Consider the following 24,518-nt stretch of genomic DNA (forward strand, 5'->3'; position numbering starts at 1 on the left):
GAGCAGGATCATTCGCCGCGCTGGCGCTTCTCCCACCGGTCTTCCATTCGGCTCATGAACCCGGAGTTGCCCTTGGCACCGGTCTTCGCTCCGGAGTTCCGAGAGTCCGTCTGAGTGGTGTGCACATGGCCGGGACGGCTGAACGCCCAGTACATTCCGGTGACCATGAGGCCGAAGCCGACGACGCCGAGAGCGATCCACCAGGCGGAGCTGGAGACGAGCGAGATCGCGAGGATCGTCGCGGCCAGCCCGGCGAGTGCGATGAGGATACCGAGGACGAAGCGCTTCGCCGAGAACCCGGGACCGGTGGCAGCGGCCTGGGTTTCCGAGATATTCCGGGCAAAACGAGGGTCTTCACTGCGCAGCTGCTTCTCAAGTTGATCCAACAGCTGCTGTTCGTGATCGGAGAGTGGCATCTCGAACCCCCGTTTCGCTTCCCAAGTCTTTCCCCCAATCATAGTCTCTGAGGGCCGAAAAAACATCTCCGGGGGCCGTCAGGAGCCGGATTCCCACGGGGTCTTCAGACTGTGCTCCCGCTCACCCGCTCTCAGGCCTCGGGGCGCTTGCGCAGAAGCGAGGCCTGCGAGATCGCTTCGCTGCCGAATCGCCGCCTCACCTCGTCGAGGGCGACCTCGGCTTCACGTCCGGAATGTTCTGGTTCGTCCAAGGTGGCCTGCCGTCCGGTGACGGCGAAATCGCTGAGGCCGGCGGCTCGGACGCCGAGCAGCCTGACTCCCTGGGAGCGCTGCTCACGCAGTTTGCGCAGAGCCGGGCGCAGCGCATCGTACATCTCCCGGGCCAGATCCGTCGGCGCCGACAGAGTCACAGACCTCGACAGAGTCGTGAAATCGCCGAGACGGTACTTCAGTCCGAGGCTTGTGGCGACCTTTCCTTCTGCGCGGACTCGGTAGGCGACCTTGTCGGCGAGGCGCAGCAGTTCGTGTTCGAGCACGGCGACGTCCCAGATGTCCTCGCCGAAGGTGTTCTCAGCACTGATCGAGTGTTCCTTGGCCTGGTGGTCGAAACCGGACGAGTCCTGACCGTGGGCAGCCCGCCACAGCTGATGGCCGTGCGCACCGAAGACTCGTGCGGCCCAATCCTCGTCGACTGCGGCGAGGTCGCCGATGAGGCGGATTCCATAGCGGAAGAAGCCCTCCTGCGTCTTCTCCCCCACCCCGGGCAGGGCTTCGATCGGCATCGGGTCGAGGAACTGCTGGGTCGCGGCCGCGGGCACGAGCAGCTGGCCGTTCGGCTTCGCCCTCGTCGAGGCGAGTTTGGCCACGACGCGGCTGACGGCGATGCCCACCGAGGCGCTCAGACCGGTGCGCTCCTGGATCTGGGCTCGCAGCTGGGTGGTGATCTCCACCGGAGAGCCGAGCCGGCGCACGGCTCCGGAGACATCGATATAGGCTTCGTCGACGCTGACCTGCCGTACGTCGGGGGTCACCTCGGCGACGAGCTCGAAGACTTGGCGGGAGTACGAGGAGTACAGGCCATGGGAAGGCGGGATCACCTCGGCGACGGGGCACAGGTTCATGGCCCGCGACATCGGCATCGCCGCATGCACTCCGAACTCGCGGGCTTCATAGCTGGCCGAGACGACGACTCCGCGTCCGCTGCGTCCGCCGACGATTACGGGGCGGCCGACGAGATGCGGGCGACTGAGCAGCTCGACGGAGACGAAGAACGAGTCCATGTCGAGGTGGAGCATGGTGGCACCGGAGTCGTCCGTGCCCAGACGGCTCAGATCACCTCCGGATCGTGCCAGCTGCTTCCGACTCATCGCCTGCCCCTCGCGCTTGTTCCTTTCGGCTCCGCCGAACAGTCCAGGTACTCTTGAAGCATGGTATCGCGCACCGCTGTCATGACACTGCCCATCGTTGCCGCGCTCGCTCTCGCGGGCTGCTCGGGGAACGGTGGAGACAAGGCCGAATCGACCCCTTCGGCTTCTCAGGAGGCCCCTGCCTCCGCATCCCCGGCCGAATCCGAGACCGCCTCGGCCGAAGCATCGACCGAGGCCACAGGCTCGGACCCCGGTACATCGAACGATGTGAAGGATCTGCCCGAGTACATCAAGCCGTACCCGGATTCCGAGGTGCTCTCCGCGTCGAGCGTCAAGGCTCACAACGACAAGGACAAGAAGCTGCCCGAACAGGTCAGCCTCGTCGTCAAGGCGAAGGCCGATGCCAAGGACATCTTCGAGTTCTACGAGAAGGAGCTCGGCAAGGCGGACTTCGAACGCCTCGGCGAAGAGGTGAAGACGAAGAGCGCCCGCGTGGTCAACTTCAAGCACAAGGACAATGACAGCGTCCTCGTCGTCACGGTCGCCGAGGATTCGGAGGACAAAGCGAATTCGATCGTGACCGTCGGCGGAAACATCGGTTCATGACCTCGCACAGATCGGGGATGACCGGCGACGCCCCTGAGCCCGGCCCGTCCACAGCACCCGGCTCGGCCGACGCCCCTCCCGCCCTCGTCGAGTTCCTCGACTCTCCCGAGTCCATCGCCGCCGAGGTGTCCGCCCAACTGGAGGCCTTCCTCGCTGAGAAGGCTGCCGAGTTCGAGGCGATCTCACCCGATGCGACAGCGATCGGCGACGCGCTCATCGAGTTCACCCGCGGCGGCAAGAGGATCCGCCCCGTCCTGCTGTGGTGGGGCTTCCAGCTCGCCGGCGGTGACGTCCGCGCCGGCGAGGCAGGCGGGACCACAGCCGACCGGACAGCCGGCTCCGCAGCCGACGTCACCGCGGGTCTGGCGCAGGCGGCCGGTTCGCTCGAGCTGCTCCACGCCGCCGCGCTCATCCATGATGATGTCATCGACAATTCGGACACCCGTCGTGGCCGGCCGGCCCTGCACCGACAGTTCGAGGCCCGCCATCAGCGCTCCGGCTTCCATGGCGACGGCGCGTCCTTCGGCGTCTCCGCTTCCATCGTCATCGGCGATATCTGCCTGGCGCTGAGCGAGGAGCTCTTCGAACGGTCGCAGGAGGCCCTGGGCAACAGCCGCACGGCCCTCGAGCTGCGCGGAACAGTGCGCCGAGATGTCATGGTCGGCCAGTACCTCGACGTACTCGCCGAGGTCATTCCGCTCAGCGACGACCGGATCGCCGAACGCGCATGGGAGGTCCTGAGCTATAAGTCCGCGAAGTATTCGGTCGAACAGCCGCTCCTCCTCGGCGCGGCCCTGGCCGGAGCGGATGGTGGGCAGCTGCAGGAGATCTCCGCTTTCGGTCTCCCCCTCGGACAGGCGTTCCAGCTGCGCGACGATGTGCTCGGCATCGCCGGTGACCCCGAGGCCACCGGCAAACCCGCCGGCGACGATATCCGGGAGGGCAAGCGGACCGTGCTCATCGCCGAGACCGCGGCCCGGATCTCGGCGGACCGACTCGAGATCCTCGCCGCGCGGTTGGGCGATCCGGATCTCAGCGACGCCGAGGTGGCCGAATGCGTTGACATGATCACGGACTCGGGCGGTCTCGCCGCCGTCGAATCCTTCATCGCGGACAAGCATGCCGACGCAGCGACGATCGTCGATACGTGGGCAGAAGCCGATGCCGGTGCAGGTTCAGCGGCAGGGCCGACCGCCTCGGCGCAGGTGCGCATCGGATCGGCCGCACAGGAGCGACTCAAGGGTTTTGCGAAAGCGCTGAGCTACCGCTCCAGCTGAGGCCGGCGAGCAGGTCTGCTCGCTTCGAGGGTGCCGCGTTGACCACGTCAAACGCTGCTCACCTCAAGGGTGCTGCGCTGCTCTCCTCGAGCCCGCGCAGATCAGAACGCGAGGGCTTGAGCGCGGCGGCGCACTTCCTTCTTGTTACCCGAGCGAAGCAGGTCGATGGGCCGGCCGGGCAGGGACTCGTCATGGGTGAAGAGCCACACGATGGCTTCTTCGTAGTCGAATCCGGCGTCGTAGAGGGTGTGCAGGGTGCCTTTGAGCGGTTTGACGACCTCGCCGTCGACGAAGAAGGCCAACGGAACCCGCAGAACCTTCGGATTGCCGATCTTGATTCCGCAGATGGCGCCGTCTTCGAGCAGCCTCCGCACTTGGGAGATGCCGAGCCCAGTGAGCTCTGCGATGTCGGGCAGCGGGGCCCAGTCCTGGACGAGTTCTTCGGTATTCACGCCCTCAAGCGTAGCAATATTCGGCAGAAACACCCCGCCATGCGGTGCCGAATGCTCGGGTCGAGCCCGCCTACTCGTTAGGCTGGAGACCGTAGCTTCCCCACTCGACATGAAGTCAACAGGTGACAGATGACACGACCGCGACGGCACAGGCCCGTCACCGCCGCTCCTGACATCCGCGCCGCATCGAAGGTGAATTCGACCGGTCCGATCCCAGGAGCCGAACGGGTCGACCCCGAAAACGACTCCCCCACCGAGGTGGCCCCCACCGCCGAATCCCCCGACGATCAGTCCGATGACGGCGTCGAGGACACATCCGACCGTCGCTCCGCTGACGAGGACGCAGCCACCTCGAGCACCGGTCCGCAGTGGATCTCGGGCACCGCGAGTGCCACCGTTCCCGTCACCCACGGCGGCCGCACATACAAGGTCAAGCAGGGCGACACCCTCTACGGTGTGGCCAGCAAACACGGCGTCTCAGTGCCCGCGCTGGCCGAACTCAACCGCATCTCGCCGCGTCAGAACCTCCACCAGGGTCAGGTCCTGTCCCTGCCGGAGAAGAACGATCTACCGGACGATGATCCCTCACACGTCGTTGCCCCGGGTGACACCCTGCAGGGGATCGCGGCGCGGCACGGAATCTCGCCGGCGACCCTGCGGCAGGCCAACGCCATGGGTGAAGATTCGTTCATCACGGTCGGCGAACTCCTCCTGCTGCGACCGTCGAAGGCCCGCCCGCGTCGCACCCCGGCCGAACCGCCGAGCGACGTGCCCCGCGTCGCCGCCAGCGCGCAGGTCGAGGGCATCCGCCCCTCGGTGCTCCACGCGGCGCGACTGAACAAATACACTCTGCTGCACCGCCGCCATCCGGCCCCGGCGCAGGCGAAGCTGCTCGTCGCCTCGCTGGCTGTCGAGCTCGGCGCCGATCCCGCCCTCATGCAGGCCGTCGCCGCTGCCGAATCCGGTTTCCAGCACACGACGGTCTCTGCCGGCAACGCGATCGGGATCATGCAGATCACTCCCCGATCCGGTCGCTGGGCGTCCGATATCGTCGGTCGCGGACTCGACCTGCTCGACATCGAAGACAATATCGTCGCCGGCACCGTCATCCTCGGCTGGCTCATCGAAACCGCCGAATCGGAGAACGAAGCCATCGCCGGCTACTACCAGGACCTGCGCTCGGTTCGCGCCGACGGACTGCTGCCGGAGACGAAGGCCTTCGTCCGCGCCGTCCAGCTGCAGCGTGCGCGTTTGGAGGAGGCCCTGTGACCGCCCGCCGAGATCCCCTCATCGGCACGGTGCTCAATGAGCGCTACCGCATCGATGCCAAGATCGCCCGCGGCGGCATGGCCATGGTCTACCGCGGCACCGACCTGCGACTCGACCGTGAGATCGCGATCAAGGTCATGCATGAGCACCTCATCTCCGATGACACCTTCGTCGAACGCTTCCGCCGGGAGGCCATCAACGCCGGTCGGCTCACCCACCCGAACCTCGTGGCCATCCACGATCAGGCGCGCGACGGCGACATCGTCTACCTCGTCATGGAATACCTGCCGTCGGTGACGCTGCGCCGCGAGCTCAAGCACCGCGGAACCTTCACACCCAGACAGGCGATCGTCGTCCTCGATGCGATCCTCGCCGCGCTCGAGGCCGTGCACTCGACCGGGATCATCCATCGCGATCTCAAACCCGACAATGTGCTGCTGGGCACCGACGGTCAGGTCAAGCTCGCCGACTTCGGTCTGGCCCGTGCCGTGACCACAGCGACGACGACCAAGACCCTCATCGGCACGGTCGGCTATGTTGCTCCCGAACTCGTCACCCGAGCCGGGGCAGATGCCCGCACCGATCTGTACACGGTCGGCATCATGTTCTACGAGATGCTCACCGGTGCTCAGCCGTATACCGACGACGTCCCGATCCAGGTCGCGTACCGTCACGTCCACGACACGGTTCCGCCGCCGTCGGACGTCGTCACCCGCCTGAGTCCGCGCCTGGATGCGCTCGTGCTGTGGGCAACGTCGAAGGACCCCGAGGACCGTCCTGCCGATGCCGCCGAGTTCCGCTTAGCGTTGGCAGAAGCGCGTGCGGAGATGTCCGAGGCCGAGCTCGACCTCGGAGATCCGCAGATCGCCACCGGTGAGCACTCCCCCGTGCTCACCGCGAGCATCGACCTCGGCGAGGAAGTGCCCAAGGAGAAGCGCTCCCGCACCGACGAGATCCCGTATCTCGAAGGCGAAGAGGACGACACCGAGGCGGACACAGGTGCGGCGGATCCCGACGATGCCGATGACGACGAGTCCTCCGCCGAGGCGGCTGCCGCGGAAGCGTCCCACGACGATGCCGACGGGGTCGACGGTATCGAATCGGGCGACTCTGATCCTGACGATGACGCCGACTCCGATGACGCCGATCGTGGCGATGACGACCACACGGACGGTGCCGCCGGCGCGGCCGCCGTCGCTGCGGCCGGAGTCGGAGTGGCCGGCGCCGCGGTTGCCGGGGCCGGTGCGACCGCCGATTCCCCCGACGCAGACTCGACAAGCGCCGACGCCTCAGGCGCTGCCGACGCCGCTGCAGACTCGGACGATTCGGACGACTCCTCTGACCGAGAGGACTCCGACGACGAACCGGATTCGCAGGATTCGGATTCCGACCGCAACGATAAGGCCGCGGTCGTCGCCGGCTCCGCGGCCGCCTCGGCGGTGGCATCTCCCGCCCGACGTCGCCGACGGCGCGTCCTCACGGGGCTCGTCGCCGTGGTCGCCGTCCTCGCGCTGGTCGCCTGGTTCGTTGTGGCGAACCTGCCCACACCGAAATCCATCGTCCCCGGTGAGTTGGCGGGCAAGCCCGTCGGGGAAGTCACCTCGCAGCTGGAGGACAACGATCTCAAGGCCGAGCCCAAAGAGGTCTTCGACGACAAGGTTCCCGCCGGGACTGTCATCGGCACCGAACCCGTCAGTGGTGCGGAGCTGGCCCCAGACTCTTCCGTCACGGTCGTCGTGTCCAAGGGTGAGGAGAAGTTCGCGGTTCCGAAGCTCGAGGGCACGACCCGCGACGAAGCAGAGGCCGCGCTGAAGAAGGTCAACCTCGAGGTCGGCAAGGTCGAGGAGAAGTACAGCGACACTGTCGCCAAGGACTCCGTCATCTCGGCATCGCAGAAGGCCGGAACCAAGCTGTCGAAAGGCGAGAAGATCGATCTCGTCGTGTCCAAGGGCGTCGCGCCGATCCCGGTTCCCAACGTCGAGGGGCTGACCTTCGACGCCGCCTATGCGACCCTGGCCAAGCGCGGATTCCGCGTCGGCAAGGACGAGGTGTTCTCCGACGATGTACCCAAGGGCAAGGTCGTCTCGCAGTTCCCGAAGAGCACCGAGGCGAAGCCCGCGAACTCGCTCATCATCGTCCGCGTGTCCAAGGGCAAGGAGAAGAAGGAAGACTCCGACTCGAAGGATGACAAGAAGGACGAGAAGGACAAGAAGTCTGACGACAAGAAGGACGACGACAAAGACAAATAGGACTCGTCGGTCAGACGTGTCGGTCGGTCAGGCACGACGGGCGGACAGGCACGACGGGTCGCTCGGGCGCAGATGATTCCGGTCGGTCAGACGACAAAGCCGGGGGCTCCGCAGAGATTCTGCGGAGCCCCCGGCTTTGTCAGTTGTGGCGGTTACTGCCGTCGGGTGAGGTACTCGGCGACCTGGAACGCCATCTCCAGCGACTGATCGTGGTTGAGGCGCGGGTCGACGAGGGTCTCGTAGCGGCGACGCAGGCCCTCGTCGTCGATCTCGGTGGCCCCGCCCATGATCTCGGTGACGTCATCGCCGGTGAGTTCGATGTGCAGTCCACCGGGGATCGTGCCCGCGTCAGCGTGGGCGTTGAAGAATCCTTCGACCTCGGCCATGACGTCTTCGAAGCGGCGGGTCTTGTACCCGGTGTTCGAGGTGATCGTGTTGCCGTGCATCGGGTCGCAGACCCAGGTCACATGCGGCAGACGGTCGCCGATTCCCGACAGCAGAGCCGGCAGCGACTCACCGATCTGACCGGCACCCATGCGTGTGACGAAGGTCAGGCGGCCGGGCTCGGCGTCCGGGTCGAGTTTCTCGGCCAGGGCCAGGGCGTCATCAGCCGTGGCAGTGGGTCCGAGCTTGACGCCGATGGGGTTGCGCACCTTGGACAGGAAGTCGACATGGGCGCCGTCGATCTCGCGGGTGCGTTCGCCGATCCACAGGAAGTGTCCGGACACGTCGTAGGCTTCACCGGTGCGTGAGTCGATGCGAGTCAGTGCACGTTCGTATTCGAGCAGCAGCGCCTCGTGGGCGGCGTAGAACTCGGTGGTCTTGAGCGCATCGAAGTCGGCTCCGCAGGCATCCATGAAGCGGATGGCACGGTCGATCTCGGCAGCGGTCTGCTCGTAGCGCTGGTAGCCGGGGTTCGATGCGAGGAAACCGCGGTTCCAGTCGTGGACGAATCGCAGATCGGCGAAGCCGCCCTGGGTGAACGCACGGATGAGGTTCAGCGTGGAAGCGGAGATGTGGTACGCCTTGAGCAGACGTTCCGGATCGTGGCGGCGGGATTCCTCGGTGAACTCGTAGCCGTTGACGATGTCGCCGCGGAACGACGGCAGGGTGACTCCGTCACGGGTCTCCATATCGGCCGAACGCGGCTTCGCGAACTGACCGGCCATGCGGCCGATCTTCACCACGGGCATCGATCCGCCGTAGGTCAGCACGGCTGCCATCTGCAGAACCGTCTGCACACGAGCCCGGATCTTGTCCGCCTGGGCTCCGTCGAAGGATTCGGCGCAGTCGCCGCCCGCCAGGACGAAGGCTTCTCCGCGCGAGGCGGCGGCGATCCGCTGCTTGAGCACATCGGCTTCACCGGCGAAGACCAACGGGGGTGAGTTGCGCAGATCGGTGAGCACCTCGTCGAGCGCAGCACTGTCAAGATACGTCGGCTGCTGCTTCGGATCCATCTCTCGCCAGTCGTCGAGACCGCGGAGATTGTCGTGGCCGGCAGCGGCGATTTCTCTGTTGGACAGGACCGGATCGGTGTGGAGACTCAATGTTTCACTTTCATGGGTTTTCGGTACCGGTCTCGAAGTCCTCGGCCGAGACATTGTCGAGGAAGTCTCTGAACTGTGCGACTTCCTCTTCATCGGCCTCGGGGGCTTCGATTCCGGACTCTTCAAGCAATTGTGTTTCGACGAACACGGGGCAGTCGGCTGTCAGCGCCAGTGTCACCGCGTCCGAAGGGCGCGCGGAGATCGACTTCCCGTCATTCGTGTGCAGCTCTGCCAGGAAGATCTGACCGTCCTTGCCGGTGATCGTCACGTCCTGCAGCTCGGCCCCGTACTTCTCGAGGACGTCGAGCAGCAGAGCATGCGACATGGGGCGCGGCGGGGTCAGTCCCCGCTGCGCGATCGAGAGCGCATTGGCCTCGATCGCACCGACCCAGATCGGCAGATAGTAAGCAGGTTCGCTGGCCTTGAGCAGCAGAATCGGTTGGTTGGCGGGCATTTCGATGCGGACGCCGACAACCTCGACTTCGACTTTTGACATTATCCCCCGGTCAGGAGCGCGGACGCTGCTGGAAGATCATTCGGAACTTGCCGATCTGCACATCGGCTCCGTTCTGCAGTTCGATGGAGTCGATGAGCTGACGGCCCACATAGGTGCCGTTGAGCGAACCCGTGTCGCGCAGAGTGAACCCGCTGGGAGTGCGGATGAACTCGGCATGCTTACGCGAGACCGTGACGTCATCGAGGAAGATGTCGGCATTCGGGCTGCGACCCACCGTGACCACGTCGGTGTCGAGCAGGATCTGTGAACCGGAGTCCGGTCCGGAGACGACGACGAGCAGAGCATCGGCGTCCTGCAGACCTTCGAGGTCGGGCACAGGGTGGATCTCGCCGGTGTGCGGATCCAGGATTCCCTGGAACTGCTGGCTGCCCGAATCGTTCATCGGGTCCTGTCCACCGTTCGTCGGAGCGCCCTGCGGCTGGCCGCCCTGGGGCTGACCCGACTGGGGCTGACCGGACTGTGGCTGACCATACTGGCCGGGGCCGGGCTGGCTGCCCTGCTGCTGGTTGGGATCGAACTGGCCGTACTGGCCGGCACCGTTCGAACCGTACTGCTGCTGGCCGCCCTGCTGCGGATGGTTCCCGTACTGCGGCTGACCTTGGCTGCCCTGAGGCTGCGCAAACTGACCGGCACCATTGGAGCCGTACTGCTGCTGACCCTGGCCGCCCTGAGGCTGACCGCTCTGCGGCTGGCCGTAGTTCTGCGGCGGATACTGATTCTGCTGAGGCTGATACTGCGGCTGCCCCTGGCTGCCCTGCCCCTGTCCGGCATACGGCTGATTCGCCGGCTGCGACGCACCGTAGTTCTGCCCGCCCTGCGGGGTGCCGCCGAACTGCTGACCATTGCCATAGCTCTGGCCGCCCTGGGGCGTTCCGCCGTAGTTCTGGCTACCTTGGGGCGTTCCGCCGAACTGCTGGCCATTGCCGTACTGCGGTGCCTGCGGGGCACCGTCGGCAGGCTGCTGACCGTAGGGAGGGGTGTTCCCCTGACCGTTCTGGTCGACCTGAGGGTTCATCCGAGTCGCGGACTCGTCAGCGCCATTGCCGTTTCCGGCCCCGAACGGGAACTTCTTCGACTGCGGGACCTGTCCGTTGTCATACCAGGGCTGCGAGGGGGTCGGACGATTCTGATCGTGGTTCTGCGACATTACGCCTCCTCGCTCTGAATGAGCTCTTTGTACGTCTCGCTGTCCATCAGCGATTCGAGCTGTGTGGGGTCACTGAGTTCGACGAGATACATCCACCCGTCTTCGAAGGGAGACGAGTTCACCGTCTCCGGTGAATCGTCGAGTGAGTCGTTGACCTCTGTGACGGTCCCCGACACAGGTGCGATCAGATCGGAGACACTCTTCGTACTCTCGACTTCGCCGCAGGACTCCCCTGCGGTGACCGAATCCCCGGTTTCAGGCAGGTCGACATAGACGACGTCACCCAGCTGTTCCTGGGCGAAATCAGTGATACCCACACGGACTACTGCGTTGTCTTCCGTGGTCGCGACCCACTCGTGGTCGCGCGAGTACCGCAAAGACACTGGATAATCCAGATCTGCCATGTCGACTCCTCTAGTTTGTCGGTGTACCAAGCATAGCCGCCTGGGCCACTTTCATAACAATCACGAAACGGAAATGTTACTGAGTCACCCTGTCAGGCATCTGCAGGACCCGCTTCTTCGGTATCTACCTGGGATGATACCTGTTTTTCGAAGGTCACGGAACGCGGTTTTGGCAGTTGGCCTCCGATCGGTATAAGCTAGTTCTCGTTGCCCACGAGGGAGTACGGTAACGGGCTATGGCGCAGCTTGGTAGCGCGCTTCACTGGGGGTGAAGAGGTCGTGGGTTCAAATCCCGCTAGCCCGACCACCCGGGTCATCACCCGCTTTCAATAGAATGTGTCGCCACTTCGCTGAGACGAAGGAGCGGCACATTTTTCGTTCCCCGAACCTGTCAGCCCCGCGTTGTGGCGACGTCTATTCAATCCAAGCCAGGGGACTTGACTCGAGCCAGGGAACATCCCGCCCACGCTCGTCAGGTCCGACGGACGTCCAAGCGGTTCGCGAAGACCACGGTCAGGAGGCCGACGAGCACGAGGATGCCGAGTCCCCACCGCAGTCCCGCTCCCGTGGCGACGACCCCGACCAGCGGACTCGTCCCGAGGTACCCCACCCGCATCAGCCAGTTCACCAGCGTCACTCCCCCGGCACGCCCGACACCGGGCAGACGAGCGGCCGCTCCCAGTGCGCCGGGCACGAGCGTCGCTGACCCGAATCCGAGGGCACCCATCGAAACGAGCAGCAGAACGGGTTCCTGGGCTGCGATGATGCCGACTCCGCCGACGGCGATGAGTCCGCCCCCGAGGCGCGCGATCCGACCGGCCCCGAACCTCGTCACGAGCACGTCCCCGCTGAATCGTCCGAGGCATTGGCTGCCGATGACGATGCTGAAGGCGATCCCCGCCGAGGCAGCCGGAACTCCTGCGAATTCGACCGCGGCCAGCCCCGCCCAGTTGTTCGCAATGTCCTCGACCGCGGCACCGCAGATCGCGACGATCGCCAAGGGCAGCGCAGCCCAGAGGACCATCCGTTTCGATCGCCCCACGGCCACGTCTCCGCCACGGCCAACAGGAGCGGCGTCGGAATCGGCGACCCGCCTCGGCGAGGCGTAGTCTCCGATGAGGCGGCGCCCAACGATCGTGATGACCACGGCTGCGACTCCGATGAGCCCCAGCCACGCCCGCATGTCGGCACCGGAGCTGGCGGCCGCGGTTGCGGCGGCTCCGCTGAGCAGACCGCCGAGGCTCCACAGCGCATGCATCGACGACAGGATCGTGCGACCGGCCCGTTCCTGGACGGAGATGCCGACGACGTTCTGCGCGACATCGACGATGGCATCGCAGCACCCCAACAGGAGCAGACAGATCGCCATCATCACGCCGTTGACCGACCACGCCGTCGCCGAGGCGGCCACACCGAGCATCACCGTCCCAACGATGACGACACGGTGCGCTCCGAATCGGGCGATGAGGGCGGCGGGCAGGACCGAGGACAGCAGCGACCCGCCGGCGAAGCAGGCGACGACGAGGCCGAACTGCCAGGAGCTCAGTCCGAGTCGGTCGACGAGCAGCGGATACCACGGCAGGAGAGCGGCGAAGACGGCACCATTGCCGGTGAAGTAGAGGCCGACGCCGGCTGCGGCCCTCACTCTGCCTTGACGACTTTCGCCGCGCGCAGGTCACGTCCAGCTTGCCCGAGGATCACGAGCGCGACCAGGACTCCGAGCAGAATCCACCACAGTGAACCGGTCATGAAGATGAGCACCATCGAGGCGAGGATCGGCACCAGACGGCGCAGCGACCACCACACGTAGCCGCCGAAGCTCGGCATCGCCACATTCGCCGAATCTGCGACGGACTTGACCATGAAGTTCGGTCCGTTGCCGATGTAGGTGATGGCCCCACCCATGACAGCGCCGAGCGAGACCGCGATGAGCAGGGTCTCGGGCACTCCCGCCACCTTCGGTTCACCCGGCACCTGGGCGGCCATCTCGAAGAAGGTGACATAGGTGGGAGCATTGTCGAGCACGGAGGACAGACCGCCGGTGAAGATGAACAGGGAGATCTCGCCCAGCGGGATCTTGTGGGCGATCTGCCCCAGGTACTGCAGGGCCGGCATCATCGTGAGGAAGATGCCGATGAAGAGCGACCCGACCTCGAGGATCGGCGTCCAGGTGAATTTGTTGAGATTGAACCGTGCACCGCGGTCACCGACGAGGAATGACGTCACCGCGGAGACGAGCATGACGAGCTCACGCCACGGCACGAAGTCCGAGGCGCTCGCATGTCCTGTTTCGATCGCATGCAGGTCGACCGAAGGGATGAAAGCGACGGCCACGATGATGATCGCGAGGAACAGCAGACCGCTGGCGCCGCGCAGGCCGAGTTTGGTCACATACTCGGCATCTTTGGCCAGCGCCTCGGCCGGTTCCTTCGCATACATCTTCTTATCGAGTGCGAAGTAGCTGATGAGCAGCAGGGCGTTGACGAACAGCCAGTACGGCCAGAGCCCGAATGTCCATTCGAATGGCACTCCGCGCAGCATTCCGAGGAAAAGCGGCGGGTCGCCCAGCGGTGTGAGCAGACCGCCGCAGTTCGCGACGATGAAGATCGTATAGATGACGGTGTGGGTGCGGTGCTTGCGGTCCTGATTCGTGTTGAGGATCGGGCGGATGAGCAGCATAGCCGCACCCGTGGTGCCGATGAACGAGGCGAGCACACCGCCGACAGCGAGGAAGATCGTGTTGTTCCGCGGAGTCGCCTTGATGTCGCCGACGAGGAAGATTCCGCCCGAGGCGACGAAGAGGCTGCCGATGAGCATGATGAATTGGAAGTACTCGAGCAGCGCGTGGATGACGGTCGTCGACTCTCCGCTGAGCAGGAACCACACGGCGATCGGCACACCGAGGATGAGCGCGACGATGAGCTTGACGAGGTTGCGATCCCAGATCTTCTCCGTGGCCGGAATGAGCGGGAGCACCGCGATGCATCCGAGCAGCAGAACAAACGGAATGATGCTCCACCAGGCCACGACCATCCGGGGACTCCTTTATTCAGTGTCGACGAGCAGGCTCGTCCAGTCGACGTTGACGCTGTCTTACTCTACTGAACTCGCGCAGCGCATCGGACCACGGTCTGCCACACGGACACAGAGAGCCGCGGGCGAAGATCGTTCAGTTCGCCGAGGTGGCCGGCAAGTCAGCAGGGGTGCCGGTCAGTTCGCCGAGGCGGAGGTCGACTCCTCGGCGGGAGTGCGATCCTTGCGCAGTCCGATGAGCAGACCGCCGATCGCGACGACGAAGACGAGACCGAGCCCGACGGTCAGTCCCGGTTCGGCCTGGTAGGCCTTGGCCACTGCTTTGAAGCCGAGGAACCCGACGGTCGAGTAGATGAGCGCCCACAGCGATCCTCCGACGGCGAGCGCCGGGACGTAGCGGCGGTAGCGCATCCCCGTGGTTCCGGCAGCGAGGTTGACCACGGTCTGCAGCCCGACGGTGAGGAAGCTCAAGGCCACGACGGGCGCCCCGAAGCGGTCGATGGTGTCCTCAGCGCGGCGGTATTTGGGTCCGGCCATGATCTTCTCGACCCGGTGGAACTTGCGGATTCCCTTGCGGGCGAAGCGGCCGAGGACGAAGGTGCCGCCGGCGCGGACGACGATGATGCCGAACATGATCAGCCATGTCACTGCGATCGGAAACGACCAGTCGAGCGGATTCATCGGTGCGGCGCACTCCTCTCTCTGGGCATTCCGCTGCGCGGACGCTCTGCGGCTTCACGGATCGGTCTCTCCCATCATAGCCCCGTTAGGTTAGGTTTCCCTCACAGAGCGGCCGGTCGAGACCGATCTCACCCACCGAGGCGGTGACCGCTCAGACGCGCCCACCATCGAGGTAGACCGAGTTGACCCGGTTCTCGATTCCACGGACGTCGGCGGTGCGCAGGTCGCCGTCCACGACGACTAGGTCGGCCAGTCCGCCCTCGCTGATTCGGCCGACCCGATCGTCATCGAGCAGGCGGGCTGCCACGGAGGTTCCGGCGGCGAGCGCCTCCGTCGTGGACAGTCCCACCTCGGCCAGCAGGCTGATCTCTTCGAGGTTCTCCCCGTGCGGGCCGACTCCGGCATCGGTGCCCAGCGCGATCGGGACTCCTGCTTCGTGGGCCCGGCTGATCGACTCCTGATGGGCGTCGACGACGCGACGGGCCTTGTCCACGACGGAGGCAGGCAGCCCGGCACCGGCATCGGCGGCCTTGATGACGGCCTGCGGGGCCTGCAGGGTCGGGACAAGGAAGGTGCCGTGCTCGAGCATGAGGTCGATGGCTTCGTCGTCGAGGTAGATTCCGTGTTCGATCGAGCGCACCCCGGCACGGACGGCGTTCTTGATTCCCGGTGCGCCCTGCGCGTGGGACATCACATGCGCACCTTGGGCGGCCGCCTCGGCGACGATGACAGCGATCTCGGCTTCGGTGAATTGCGAGTGGCGCGGATCGTCGCGAGGGGAGAGCACTCCCCCGGTCGAGCAGATCTTGATGTGGTCGGCCCCGGCCCGCAGCAGTTCGCGGGTCTTCTTCTGCACCTCTTCGAGTCCGTCGGCGACCCCCGAGGGCCGGCCGGGGTGCGGGGCCAGGAAAGGAGACTCCGCCCCGGAGACGAGGTGGAAGTCTCCGTGGCCACCGGTCTGGGACATGATGTTGACGGCGATCGTCAGCCGCGGCCCGCGCACCACACCGGTCTCCACGGCCACCTTCGCACCGAGGTCGGTGCCTCCGGCATCGCGCACGGTCGTCACTCCGCCTTTGAGGGTGGCCTCCATATTCTTCACGGAGTTATAGAACTGGAGCGAGAACGGGTCGTGGAAGTTCGAGGTGGCTGCCGCGCCACTGCTCGTGAGGTGGACGTGGCAGTCGATGACTCCGGGGATGATCGTCTTTCCCGTGCAGTCGATGTGGTCGTCTCCGGCGTTGTGCGAACCCTGCCCTCCTTCCGCCACCGAGGCGATCCGTCCGCCGTCGATGACGACGTCCCGGGTGCCGGGTAGGAAGCGGGTTCCGTCGAAGACCGTGGCGTGGGTGAGAACTGTGACCATGGGCGTGCTCCTCATCGTTGAAAATCAGCTGGTCGACCGTGAGCGGCCGTCCCCTCACATCTATCACGGACGACCGCTCCGTGACGATCAGGGCGGTGACACGGAGAACAGTGACTTAAGATCAGACATCGGAACCGGAACGCGCACTGTTCGCACCCCGACCCGTGTTCACGTCCGCGACACCTTCCTGGGTTATGGTCACCGGCGGCACCGGTCGGCCCGGCGCCGATCAGCTCCCGAACGACCCGGAAGACACGTGAGAGAATACGCACCGCAGTTCCCGTCCCCTGTACGGCCCCGTGAGGACCGCACCCTCATCGACGTCCTCCTCGAGTCGGCCGCCGCGCATCCCGATCAGCCGGCCCTCGACGACGGCACACGGGTGCTCAGCTATTCGGAGCTCATCACCGCGATCCGCGGTCTCGCACTGGAGATGGCCGAGACCGGGATCGGCCCCGGTGACAAGGTCGGCGTCCGTGTCCCTTCGGGGTCGGTGGATCTGTACCTGGCGATCCTCGCCACGCTCATGCTCGGCGCGGCCTACGTTCCCGTCGACGTCGACGATCCGGATGAGCGGGCGCGCACCGTGTTCGCCGAGGCGGCCGTGACCGGAGTGATCACCGCCGGACCACACATCGAATCCCGCACCGACCGCGGCCCCCTCGACCGTTCCGAGCTGCGGTCCCCCACTCCCGATGACGACTGCTGGGTGATCTTCACCTCCGGGTCGACGGGCACCCCGAAGGGCGTTGCCGTCACCCACCGTTCGGCCGCGGCCTTCGTCGACGCCGAGGCGGCCCTGTTCTGCGTCGAGGAGCCGCTGAGTCCCGGCGACCGCGTTCTGGCGGGACTGTCCGTGGCCTTCGACGCCAGCTGCGAGGAGATGTGGTTGGCATGGCGGCACGGAGCATGCCTGGTCCCGGCCCCGCGTGCGCTGGTGAAGTCCGGGATGGATCTGGGTCCGTGGCTGTCGTCGCGACAGATCACCGTCGTCTCGACCGTGCCGACCCTGGCCGCGCTGTGGCCGGCGGAGAGTCTCGACAATGTCCGCCTCCTCATCTTCGGCGGCGAGGCGTGTCCGCCTGAACTTGGACGGCGGCTCAGTGATGATGACCGCGAGGTGTGGAACACCTATGGTCCCACCGAGGCGACCGTCGTCGCCTGTGCCGCCATGCTCGACGGATCCGAGCCGGTGCGCATCGGCCTGCCGCTCAAGGGCTGGGACCTGGCCGTCGTCGATGCCGAGGGCGTGCCCGTCGCCGATGGAGAGACCGGTGAGCTCATCATCGGCGGGGTCGGTCTGGCCCGCTATCTCGACCCGGCCAAGGACGCCGAGAAGTTCGCCCCCATGCCGAGTCTCGGCTGGGAGCGGGCGTATCGGTCGGGCGACCTCGTCGTCAACGATCCGGCCGGGCTGATCTTCGTCGGTCGCGCCGACGAGCAGATCAAGCTCGGGGGCAGGCGCATCGAGCTCGGTGAGATCGATGCCGCCCTGCAGGCTCTGCCCGGAGTCGAGGGTGCCGCGGCGGCGGTGAAGAAGACCGCGGCCGGCACGGACGTCCTCATCGGCTATCTCGCCCCCGGTGCCGGTTCCGGCGAGGCCGATCTTTCCGCCTGGGAGGCCCGACTGCGTGACGAACTGCCGGCCGCGCTCGTTCCCCGTCTGGCTCTCGTCGAGGATCTGCCCACGAAGACCTCGGGCAAGGTCGACCGCAATGCCCTGCCGTGGCCGCTCGATGACGGCCCCGAGGCGGCCGGATCCGATGAGGTCTTCGACGAGGACACGGAGTGGGTCGCCGAGCAGTGGGCCGCGGTCCTCGGTGCCCGACCCGGCAGCGCTACGGACTTCTTCACCGCCGGCGGCGGTTCACTGGGAGCAGCGCAGCTCGTGTCCCGGCTGCGCACCCGCCATCCCAGCGTCACCGTCGGCGATATCTACGCCCATCCGCGCTTCGGCGCCCTGTCCAGGCTCTGCCTCGGCGAAGAAGGATCCGGCATCGGACCGACGGGTCCCAAGCGCACGATCACACGCACCTCCCGGGGGATGCAGGCCTTCCAGGTTCTGCTCGGGATCCCGGTGCACATCCTCGGCGGGGTTCGGTGGGTGGTGCTGGCGATGCTGGCGGCAAATATCGGTGTCGGACTCGGCGCGGATCTGCCGCTGACTCCGTGGCCGGTCATCATCGTCCTCTTCCTCGTCTTCGTCACCGCCTGGGGGCGAATGCTCATCTCTGCGGGAGCGGCGCGTCTGCTCATGATAGGGATCCGGCCCGGGGACTATCCGCGCTCTGGCTGGGTGCACAAGCGGCTGTGGCTGGCCGAGCATATCGCCGATCTTGCTGCGGCGGTATCGGTGGCGAGCGCACCCTGGGTGACCTGGTATGCGAAGCTGTTGGGCAACCGCATCGGGCCCGATGCCGATCTGCACTCGGTGCCGCCGGTGACCGGTTTCCTCACCCTCGGCGAGGGTGCGGCGGTCGAACCCGAGGTCGATCTCAAGGGCTGGTGGGTCGATGGCGATCTGCTGCGCATCGGACGCATCGACATCAGTCGCAACGCCACGATCGGCGCCCGGTCGACGCTCATGCCCGGCGCCGAGGTGGGCGTCGGGGCCCTCATCGAAGCCGGATCCGCAGTGACCGGACGGGTTCGGAAGAATCAGATCTACTCGGGTTCACCGGCCGTGCGCGTCGGGAAGGCGAAGAAGTCCTGGCCTGCTCCCCCGCCCAGGCGGCGTCTGCCGTTCCTGTTCTACGCCGTCGGCTCGCAGATCAATGCGCTGCTGCCGTATCTCGCTGTGCTGCCGGGCATCGCCTTGATGCTCGCTCTGTCCGGGATCGAGGTCGTCGAGTCGCCCTGGCTGCTGGTGGCGTGGTCACCGGTCGTGGCCTGCCTGTGGTTCTTCACCACTGCACTGTTCATCCTCATCGCTGTGCGGATCCTGGCGATCGGCATGGAAGAGGGAGAGTTCCCTGTCCGCTCGGCCCGCGGTTACCGGGTGTGGGCGACGGAGCGGCTGCTCGACATGGCCCGGGACCTGCTGTTCCCCCTCTACGCGTCGATGCTCACCCCGTGGTGGCTGCGCCTCCTCGGTGCGAAGGTAGGTCCGGGCACTGAGATCTCCACCGTTGTCTTCGTTCCGAAGATGACGACGATCGCGGCCGGTGCCTTCCTCGCCGATGACACCATGGTCGCCAGCTACGAACTCGGCCACGGCTGGATGCGGGCCGGGCGCGCGAAGGTCGGCAAACGCGCCTTCCTCGGCAACTCGGGAATCGCCTCTCCCGGCCGCAGAGTGCCGAAGAACTCGCTGGTCGCGGTGCTCTCGGCGGCGCCGGCGAAGGCGAAGAAGGGGTCGTCGTGGCTCGGCTCTCCTCCGGTGCAGCTGCGCCGCGCCGCCGTGGAATCCGACGAGTCGCTCACCTATGCCCCGACCTTCGGTGTCAAGGCCGCCCGTGCCTTCTGGGAGACTCTGCGGATCTCATCGATCATCGCCGGCGGTGTGCTCATCACCGCTGTCGTGCTCACCATCTGGTTCTTCCTCGGTCTGCCGGGCGGGGTGGCCGCTCAGTCGACGACGTTCCTCGCCTCCGTGCTGCTGGCCCTGCTCACCTCGGGGGTCGTGATGATGGCCGCCGGTGCCGTGGCGGCGGGACTGGCCGTGGCCGCGAAATGGATCCTCGCCGGTCCGATCCGACCCGGGGAGCATCCGCTGTGGTCGTCATTCATCTGGCGCAACGAGGTCGCCGACTGCTTCGTCGAACTCGTGGCCGCTCCCTGGTTCGCCCGGAACGCCGTGGGCACTCCTGCGATCGTGTGGTACCTGCGGGCGATGGGGGCGAAGATCGGGCACGGCGTATGGTGCGAGTCCTACTGGCTGCCGGAGGCCGACCTCGTCGACCTCGGGGACAACTCGACGGTCAACCGCGGCTGTGTGGTCCAGACTCACCTGTTCCACGATCGGGTGATGAGCCTTGATACCGTTCAACTCGATCCCGGTGCCACTTTGGGACCCAACAGCGTCATCCTCCCGGCCTCCACACTGGGCGAGAACGCCACGGTCGGGGCGACGTCGCTGGTCATGCGCGGCGAGTTCGTGCCGGCCCATGCCTACTTCAGCGGCAATCCTGTCATACCCTGGGTGGATGCCCCAGAACTTCCCTCACTCGAAGAAGAAGACCGAGACGGCGACCGATCGAGCCGATCGCATGCTTGATTCCTACACCCAGGGCGTCGGCAATGCGGACCTTCACATCGACCACTACGATCTCGACCTCGACTACCGGATCGGCCCGAATCGGCTCTCCGCCAGGGCGGTGCTCAAGGGACGCGTCCTCACGGAAACTTCGTCGATCGTCCTCGATCTCACGGGTCTGCGGGTGACGAAAGCCAGCGTCAACGGCAAGAAGGTCCGCTTCTCCGCACGAGGGAAGAAGCTGCGGCTGACGACCCCGGCGCTGAAGAGCGACCAGCCTGTGGTCATCGACATCAGCTACACGGGCAATCCGGAACCGGCGATCGGCACCTGGGGAGACGTCGGCTGGGAGGAGCTCGAAGACGGGGTGCTCGTGGCCGGTCAGCCCGTCGGTGCCTCGACCTGGTTCCCGTGCAATGACCATCCCTCGAACAAATCCCAGTACAGGGTCTCGGTGCTCGTCGAGTCCGAGTACACGGTGGTGTCCAATGGGTCGCTGACGAAGAAGACGCGCAAGGCAGGGCGGACCCGCTGGACCTATGAGTCGACGACTCCCCTGGCGACCTATTTGGCGACGGTGCAGATCGGTCGCTACAAGTACGGGCAGATTCCATTGAGCTCCGGTGCGACGAGGTTCGGCGCCGCGATGCGCGGGGCGGCGAAGGATGCCGTTACCGGTTCGGCCGGAGACGCCCTATCGAGCGCTGTCCGAGGAGTCGCCGGCGCTGCCGGTAAGGACGTGTCTGTTCACGATTCGTCGGGCAAGCGAACGAGGCACAGCCGGACAGAGTCCCCTGTTCCCCTCGGCGTCTATGCCGATGATCATTGGGATGTGGCAGTCGATCGCCTCGGTGTCCAACACGGAATGATGAACCTGTTCATCGACCGCTTCGGACCCTATCCGTTCGACGTCTATGACGTGGTCGTGACCGATGATGTGCTCGAGATCCCGCTCGAGTCGCAGCCGCTGTCCGTGCTCGGTCCCAATCATCTGGGACCGGAGTGGGAGGCCGAGCGTCTCGTCGCCCACGAGATGGCGCACCAGTGGTTCGGAAACTCGCTCACACCGTCACGGTGGAGGGACATCTGGCTCAATGAGGGCTTCGCCTGCTATGCGGAGTGGCTGTGGTCGGAGGAGTCCGGGCGCGCGAGCGCCGATGAGCGTGCGCGGCAGTGGTGGGAGGAGCTGTCCGCTCAGCCGCAGGACATCATGCTCGGTGATCCGGGCGGGCCGGACATGTTCGATGACCGCGTGTATAAGCGCGGTGCCCTGTGCCTGCATGCTCTGCGCATCGAGCTCGGCGATGCGGAGTTCTTCACCGCCGTCGGCGAGTGGACGAAGCGGTACCGTCATTCGTCGGTGAGCACCGAGGAGTTCATCCGCTGTGTCTCCGAAGTGGCAGAGCGTGATATCGCCGAGGTGGTCCGCCCCTGGCTCGAAGAGCTCGAACTTCCGGAGCTTCCGTAAAGAGGTCAGGGACCTGAGGAGCTGACTGCGCCTCAGCCGAGCTTGCGGACGAGCACGTCCGAGTCGCCGTTGCGTCCGACGGACACGAATCCGTGGTCGGCGTAGAGTTTCGCCGCACCGTTGCCGTCCTCGACGGACAGGCTGACGGCGGGAAAGCCGCTCATCCGCGCCAGAGCGCAGACCGTATCGAGAAGGGCGCCGCCGATTCCCTGCCCCTGGTGGTCGGGCAGCACTGCCATCGAAAGTTCAGGGATGTCGGCTGCGACCCAGCCGTACCCGGTGAAGGGCATCTGCTCATCCGACGGCGTCAGATCGACAGCCGCGGACTCGGCGGCCTCGGACTCGGCGGCTGCGTTGTCTGCGTCAGCGGACCCGTCGGTGTCGGCACCGGCCGGTGCATCTGAACCTAAGCCAGCCCCAGCATCAGCCTCAACCTCAGCGTCAGCGTCACCCTCGGGCACGACTTCGCTGCGGACCACCTCGGTGCCGGTCTTGTCCAATGCTGCGGCGAAGTCTCCGCCCACCTTCTCATCGGCCCTCCCGACGACATCGTCGATATCGGCCAGGCGCACCCAGGCGAGTCCGACGATCGGCGACTGCGCATCGGCTTCGGCGTGCGCGGCGACGGCGATATCTCCCTCTCGTCCCCAGCCGCGGTAGTAGAAGACGGCATCGCTGCGGTAGCGGAGGTCCTCGAGTTCGATTCGGGGCCTGTCCATCGACCAGTTGAAGCACAGATCGAGGAAGGGCAGGAAGGTCTCGTCATCGGTCTCGGCCGGGAGCGGACGGATCCGTCCGCGCAGGGAGGCGGCGGCCGCCTCGGCGGAGGTGTCCGGCGAATCAGCGGAGGTGTTCTGCGAATCATGAGCGTCAGTGTGTGCAGCGTTCATGAGATTCCTTTCTCGACGGCGCGTTCGATCCACGCCCGGTTGCGTACTCGCCAGCCCAGTGTCAGGGCGCGGAAACCGACGAATCCGATGCAGAAGCCGGCCCAGAGCCCGGGTGCTCCCGGCCAGATGCTGATGATCGGAATGAGCAGAATTGCGTATCCGATCACAGCGACCAATTGTGCCAGAGCCAGATACTTCGCGTCCTCAGCTCCCATGAGCACTCCGTCGAGGACGAAGACAAAGCCTGCGATCGGCATGCTCAAGGCGAGGACCGGCAGGAGGGCGGCCAGTGCCGACACCACGGCCGGGTCCGAGGCGAAGGCACGGGGGATGATTCCGGAGCCGGCGAACAGGACGACGCCGACGACGATGCCGAAGACGATCCCCCACAGGCACAGTCGGCGGTTGATCGCGGCGACCGCCTCGGTGTTCTTCGCCCCCAGCTCGAGGCCGATCATCGCCTGGCCCGCGATGGCCAAGGAATCGAGGGCGAGGGCGAGAGCGAAGAAGATACTCTGAGCGACCTGGATCGCGGCGAGGTCCGTCGTGCCCATCGCCGTGGCCAGGAAGACGAGGAGGATGAGGGCAGCACGCAGCGAGGCGTTGCGCACCAACAGCCATCCGGAGGTCTTCGCCGAGGTGAACACGCCTGTCCAGTCAGGGCGGATGCTGGCGTGGAGGCGACGGGCCGCGCGGATGGAGATGGTGAGGTAGACCGTGCACATTCCGGCCTGCGCGATGACCGTGCCCATCGCCGATCCCGCGACTCCCATGTCGAGGCCGTAGATGAAGATGGCGTTGAGGCCGATATTGGCGATGCAGCCGGCGGCCGCGACGAGCAGCGGGGTCTTCGTGTCCTGAAGTCCGCGCAGCAGTCCGGTGGCCGCGATGACCATGAGCATGAATGGCAGCCCCCACCATGAGATCGCAAGGTAGGAGTGTGCGCCCGCGGTGATGATCGGATCCGGGTCGAAGGCCTCGATCGCTGTATTCAGCAGGGGCAGCCCGATGATGATGAGCAGGACGGAGGTTCCCAGTGCCAGCCAGATTCCGTCGAATCCGGCCGTGATCGCGCCCGGCCGGTCCCCCGATCCCATCCGTTTCGCCACCCGCGGCGTCGTGGCATAGGCAAGGAAGATCATCAGGCCGAGCACCGTCTGCAGGATCGTCGAGGCGATCGCCAGCGAACCCAGGGCACCGGCACCGAGGTGGCCGACCATGGCCGTGTCCGTAAGCAGGAAAATGGGTTCGGCGATCAGGGCTCCGAGTGCGGGAAGGGCCAAACGGAGAATGTCTTTGTCGATCGCTGCCACGTCCCCGATTCTAGCGAACCGGTGGTGCGGTGAGCCTGTCGCGAACCGGCGGTGCGGTGAGTCTGTCGCGATGGATCACTGCACAGCAGTTGTGGGTTCAAGCCCGATCGAAATGTCATGTCAGTGCCGAACTGTAGAGTCAGGGGACAAACAGATCAGTCTTGATTACTTTGAGAGCGAATTAGTTTTTCACAATCCTAATAGATTGGTTGTTCTATTTGTAATCGGATTGTGACATTCATCGATGGCGACAGATCATATAATTGAGACAGGCGACTTCCCTGACGACTGACTTCCACAGAGGCGTGGAGAGGTGAGAAG

Annotated in this window: 19 protein-coding genes and 1 tRNA gene; 7 read left to right on the forward strand and 13 right to left on the reverse strand. The window is 65.6% G+C overall.

The features are described from left to right. Positions 1 to 8: 8 nt before the first annotated feature. Complete coding sequence (locus tag AC239G_RS11195; RefSeq protein ID WP_487488855.1) at positions 9 to 416, reverse strand: DUF3040 domain-containing protein; 408 nt, start codon at positions 414 to 416, stop codon at positions 9 to 11. Between the two features lie 131 nt (positions 417 to 547). Next, on the reverse strand, positions 548 to 1,783 hold the full coding sequence (gene dinB / locus AC239G_RS11200) for a DNA polymerase IV (protein WP_487488856.1): 1,236 nt from the start codon (positions 1,781 to 1,783) through the stop codon (positions 548 to 550). 60 nt (positions 1,784 to 1,843) lie between these two features. Between dinB and AC239G_RS11205 the strand changes: the two genes are divergently transcribed. Together AC239G_RS11205 and AC239G_RS11210 are read left to right on the forward strand one after the other, a co-directional pair. Further along, the gene (locus AC239G_RS11205; protein WP_487488857.1) at positions 1,844 to 2,389 is read left to right on the forward strand and encodes a hypothetical protein; all 546 of its coding nucleotides are present in this window, start codon (positions 1,844 to 1,846) and stop codon (positions 2,387 to 2,389) included. Then, on the forward strand, positions 2,386 to 3,666 hold the full coding sequence (locus AC239G_RS11210) for a polyprenyl synthetase family protein (protein WP_487488858.1): 1,281 nt from the start codon (positions 2,386 to 2,388) through the stop codon (positions 3,664 to 3,666). The genes AC239G_RS11205 and AC239G_RS11210 overlap by 4 nt, the downstream gene beginning before the upstream one ends. A gap of 101 nt (positions 3,667 to 3,767) precedes the next feature. On the opposite strand, the gene AC239G_RS11215 is transcribed toward AC239G_RS11210, so the two are convergent. Continuing rightward, positions 3,768 to 4,118 carry an Rv2175c family DNA-binding protein gene (locus tag AC239G_RS11215; RefSeq protein WP_101546273.1) on the reverse strand — a complete coding sequence of 117 codons (351 nt, stop codon included), beginning with the start codon at positions 4,116 to 4,118 and terminating at the stop codon, positions 3,768 to 3,770. A 129-nt stretch (positions 4,119 to 4,247) separates the two neighbouring features. Here AC239G_RS11215 and AC239G_RS11220 point away from each other — a divergent pair, with 129 nt between their 5' ends. Continuing rightward, positions 4,248 to 5,387 (forward strand): lytic transglycosylase, encoded by a 1,140-nt coding sequence (locus AC239G_RS11220; protein ID WP_139469754.1) that lies wholly within the window; start codon positions 4,248 to 4,250, stop codon positions 5,385 to 5,387. Beyond that, complete coding sequence (locus tag AC239G_RS11225) at positions 5,384 to 7,636, forward strand: protein kinase domain-containing protein (RefSeq protein ID WP_487488859.1); 2,253 nt, start codon at positions 5,384 to 5,386, stop codon at positions 7,634 to 7,636. Before AC239G_RS11220 ends, AC239G_RS11225 begins: the two co-directional genes overlap by 4 nt. Positions 7,637 to 7,788: 152 nt before the next feature. Here AC239G_RS11225 and AC239G_RS11230 read toward each other — a convergent pair whose 3' ends face one another. From AC239G_RS11230 to gcvH, 4 genes are read right to left on the reverse strand one after another with little or no spacing between them, the layout of a single operon-like run. After that, positions 7,789 to 9,183 (reverse strand): class II 3-deoxy-7-phosphoheptulonate synthase, encoded by a 1,395-nt coding sequence (locus tag AC239G_RS11230; RefSeq protein WP_487488860.1) that lies wholly within the window; start codon positions 9,181 to 9,183, stop codon positions 7,789 to 7,791. 10 nt (positions 9,184 to 9,193) lie between these two features. Continuing rightward, positions 9,194 to 9,679 (reverse strand): bifunctional nuclease family protein, encoded by a 486-nt coding sequence (locus tag AC239G_RS11235; protein WP_101546269.1) that lies wholly within the window; start codon positions 9,677 to 9,679, stop codon positions 9,194 to 9,196. A gap of 10 nt (positions 9,680 to 9,689) precedes the next feature. Then, positions 9,690 to 10,847 carry an FHA domain-containing protein gene (locus tag AC239G_RS11240; RefSeq protein ID WP_139469751.1) on the reverse strand — a complete coding sequence of 386 codons (1,158 nt, stop codon included), beginning with the start codon at positions 10,845 to 10,847 and terminating at the stop codon, positions 9,690 to 9,692. After that, positions 10,847 to 11,251 (reverse strand): glycine cleavage system protein GcvH, encoded by a 405-nt coding sequence (gcvH, locus tag AC239G_RS11245; protein WP_139469750.1) that lies wholly within the window; start codon positions 11,249 to 11,251, stop codon positions 10,847 to 10,849. The genes AC239G_RS11240 and gcvH overlap by 1 nt, the downstream gene beginning before the upstream one ends. A gap of 230 nt (positions 11,252 to 11,481) precedes the next feature. Here gcvH and AC239G_RS11250 point away from each other — a divergent pair. Next, positions 11,482 to 11,558: transfer RNA gene (locus AC239G_RS11250), tRNA-Pro, on the forward strand. A gap of 165 nt (positions 11,559 to 11,723) precedes the next feature. On the opposite strand, the gene AC239G_RS11255 is transcribed toward AC239G_RS11250, so the two are convergent. The 4 genes from AC239G_RS11255 to AC239G_RS11270 all read right to left on the reverse strand — a co-directional run bounded on the left by AC239G_RS11255 (position 11,724) and on the right by AC239G_RS11270 (position 16,331). After that, positions 11,724 to 12,896 (reverse strand): MFS transporter, encoded by a 1,173-nt coding sequence (locus AC239G_RS11255; protein WP_487488861.1) that lies wholly within the window; start codon positions 12,894 to 12,896, stop codon positions 11,724 to 11,726. Continuing rightward, positions 12,893 to 14,284 carry a sodium:proton antiporter gene (locus AC239G_RS11260; protein WP_139469748.1) on the reverse strand — a complete coding sequence of 464 codons (1,392 nt, stop codon included), beginning with the start codon at positions 14,282 to 14,284 and terminating at the stop codon, positions 12,893 to 12,895. Before AC239G_RS11260 ends, AC239G_RS11255 begins: the two co-directional genes overlap by 4 nt. A gap of 177 nt (positions 14,285 to 14,461) precedes the next feature. Then, positions 14,462 to 14,965 carry a DedA family protein gene (locus AC239G_RS11265; protein WP_139469747.1) on the reverse strand — a complete coding sequence of 168 codons (504 nt, stop codon included), beginning with the start codon at positions 14,963 to 14,965 and terminating at the stop codon, positions 14,462 to 14,464. Positions 14,966 to 15,116: 151 nt separating this feature from the next. After that, positions 15,117 to 16,331 (reverse strand): metal-dependent hydrolase family protein, encoded by a 1,215-nt coding sequence (locus tag AC239G_RS11270; protein ID WP_139469746.1) that lies wholly within the window; start codon positions 16,329 to 16,331, stop codon positions 15,117 to 15,119. Positions 16,332 to 16,587: 256 nt separating this feature from the next. Between AC239G_RS11270 and AC239G_RS11275 the strand changes: the two genes are divergently transcribed. After that, the gene (locus tag AC239G_RS11275) at positions 16,588 to 20,547 is read left to right on the forward strand and encodes a Pls/PosA family non-ribosomal peptide synthetase (protein WP_487488862.1); all 3,960 of its coding nucleotides are present in this window, start codon (positions 16,588 to 16,590) and stop codon (positions 20,545 to 20,547) included. Beyond that, the gene (locus AC239G_RS11280; protein ID WP_487488863.1) at positions 20,477 to 21,994 is read left to right on the forward strand and encodes a M1 family metallopeptidase; all 1,518 of its coding nucleotides are present in this window, start codon (positions 20,477 to 20,479) and stop codon (positions 21,992 to 21,994) included. The genes AC239G_RS11275 and AC239G_RS11280 overlap by 71 nt, the downstream gene beginning before the upstream one ends. Before the next feature lie 32 nt (positions 21,995 to 22,026). Here AC239G_RS11280 and AC239G_RS11285 read toward each other — a convergent pair whose 3' ends face one another. Both AC239G_RS11285 and AC239G_RS11290 read right to left on the reverse strand, forming a co-directional pair. Further along, positions 22,027 to 22,884, reverse strand: a complete 858-nt coding sequence (locus tag AC239G_RS11285) for a GNAT family N-acetyltransferase (protein WP_259358861.1) — start codon at positions 22,882 to 22,884, stop codon at positions 22,027 to 22,029. Further along, a complete protein-coding gene (locus AC239G_RS11290) occupies positions 22,881 to 24,197 on the reverse strand; it encodes an MATE family efflux transporter (protein ID WP_487488864.1) in 1,317 nt (438 codons plus the stop codon). Before AC239G_RS11290 ends, AC239G_RS11285 begins: the two co-directional genes overlap by 4 nt. Between the last annotated feature and the right edge of the window lie 321 nt (positions 24,198 to 24,518).

The sequence above is a fragment of the Brevibacterium sp. Lmc1 genome (genome assembly GCF_057654315.1).

Bases quoted from the DNA above. Each gene is read 5' to 3' on its own strand.
- AC239G_RS11195 (WP_487488855.1), bottom strand. From the start codon at position 416: ATGCCACTCTCCGATCACGAACAGCAGCTGTTGGATCAACTTGAGAAG.
- dinB (WP_487488856.1), bottom strand. From the start codon at position 1,783: ATGAGTCGGAAGCAGCTGGCACGATCCGGAGGTGATCTGAGCCGTCTG.
- AC239G_RS11205 (WP_487488857.1), top strand. From the start codon at position 1,844: ATGGTATCGCGCACCGCTGTCATGACACTGCCCATCGTTGCCGCGCTC.
- AC239G_RS11210 (WP_487488858.1), top strand. From the start codon at position 2,386: ATGACCTCGCACAGATCGGGGATGACCGGCGACGCCCCTGAGCCCGGC.
- AC239G_RS11220 (WP_139469754.1), top strand. From the start codon at position 4,248: ATGACACGACCGCGACGGCACAGGCCCGTCACCGCCGCTCCTGACATC.
- AC239G_RS11235 (WP_101546269.1), bottom strand. From the start codon at position 9,679: ATGTCAAAAGTCGAAGTCGAGGTTGTCGGCGTCCGCATCGAAATGCCC.
- AC239G_RS11240 (WP_139469751.1), bottom strand. From the start codon at position 10,847: ATGTCGCAGAACCACGATCAGAATCGTCCGACCCCCTCGCAGCCCTGG.
- gcvH (WP_139469750.1), bottom strand. From the start codon at position 11,251: ATGGCAGATCTGGATTATCCAGTGTCTTTGCGGTACTCGCGCGACCAC.
- AC239G_RS11260 (WP_139469748.1), bottom strand. From the start codon at position 14,284: ATGGTCGTGGCCTGGTGGAGCATCATTCCGTTTGTTCTGCTGCTCGGA.
- AC239G_RS11265 (WP_139469747.1), bottom strand. From the start codon at position 14,965: ATGAATCCGCTCGACTGGTCGTTTCCGATCGCAGTGACATGGCTGATC.
- AC239G_RS11270 (WP_139469746.1), bottom strand. From the start codon at position 16,331: ATGGTCACAGTTCTCACCCACGCCACGGTCTTCGACGGAACCCGCTTC.
- AC239G_RS11280 (WP_487488863.1), top strand. From the start codon at position 20,477: ATGCCCCAGAACTTCCCTCACTCGAAGAAGAAGACCGAGACGGCGACC.
- AC239G_RS11285 (WP_259358861.1), bottom strand. From the start codon at position 22,884: ATGAACGCTGCACACACTGACGCTCATGATTCGCAGAACACCTCCGCT.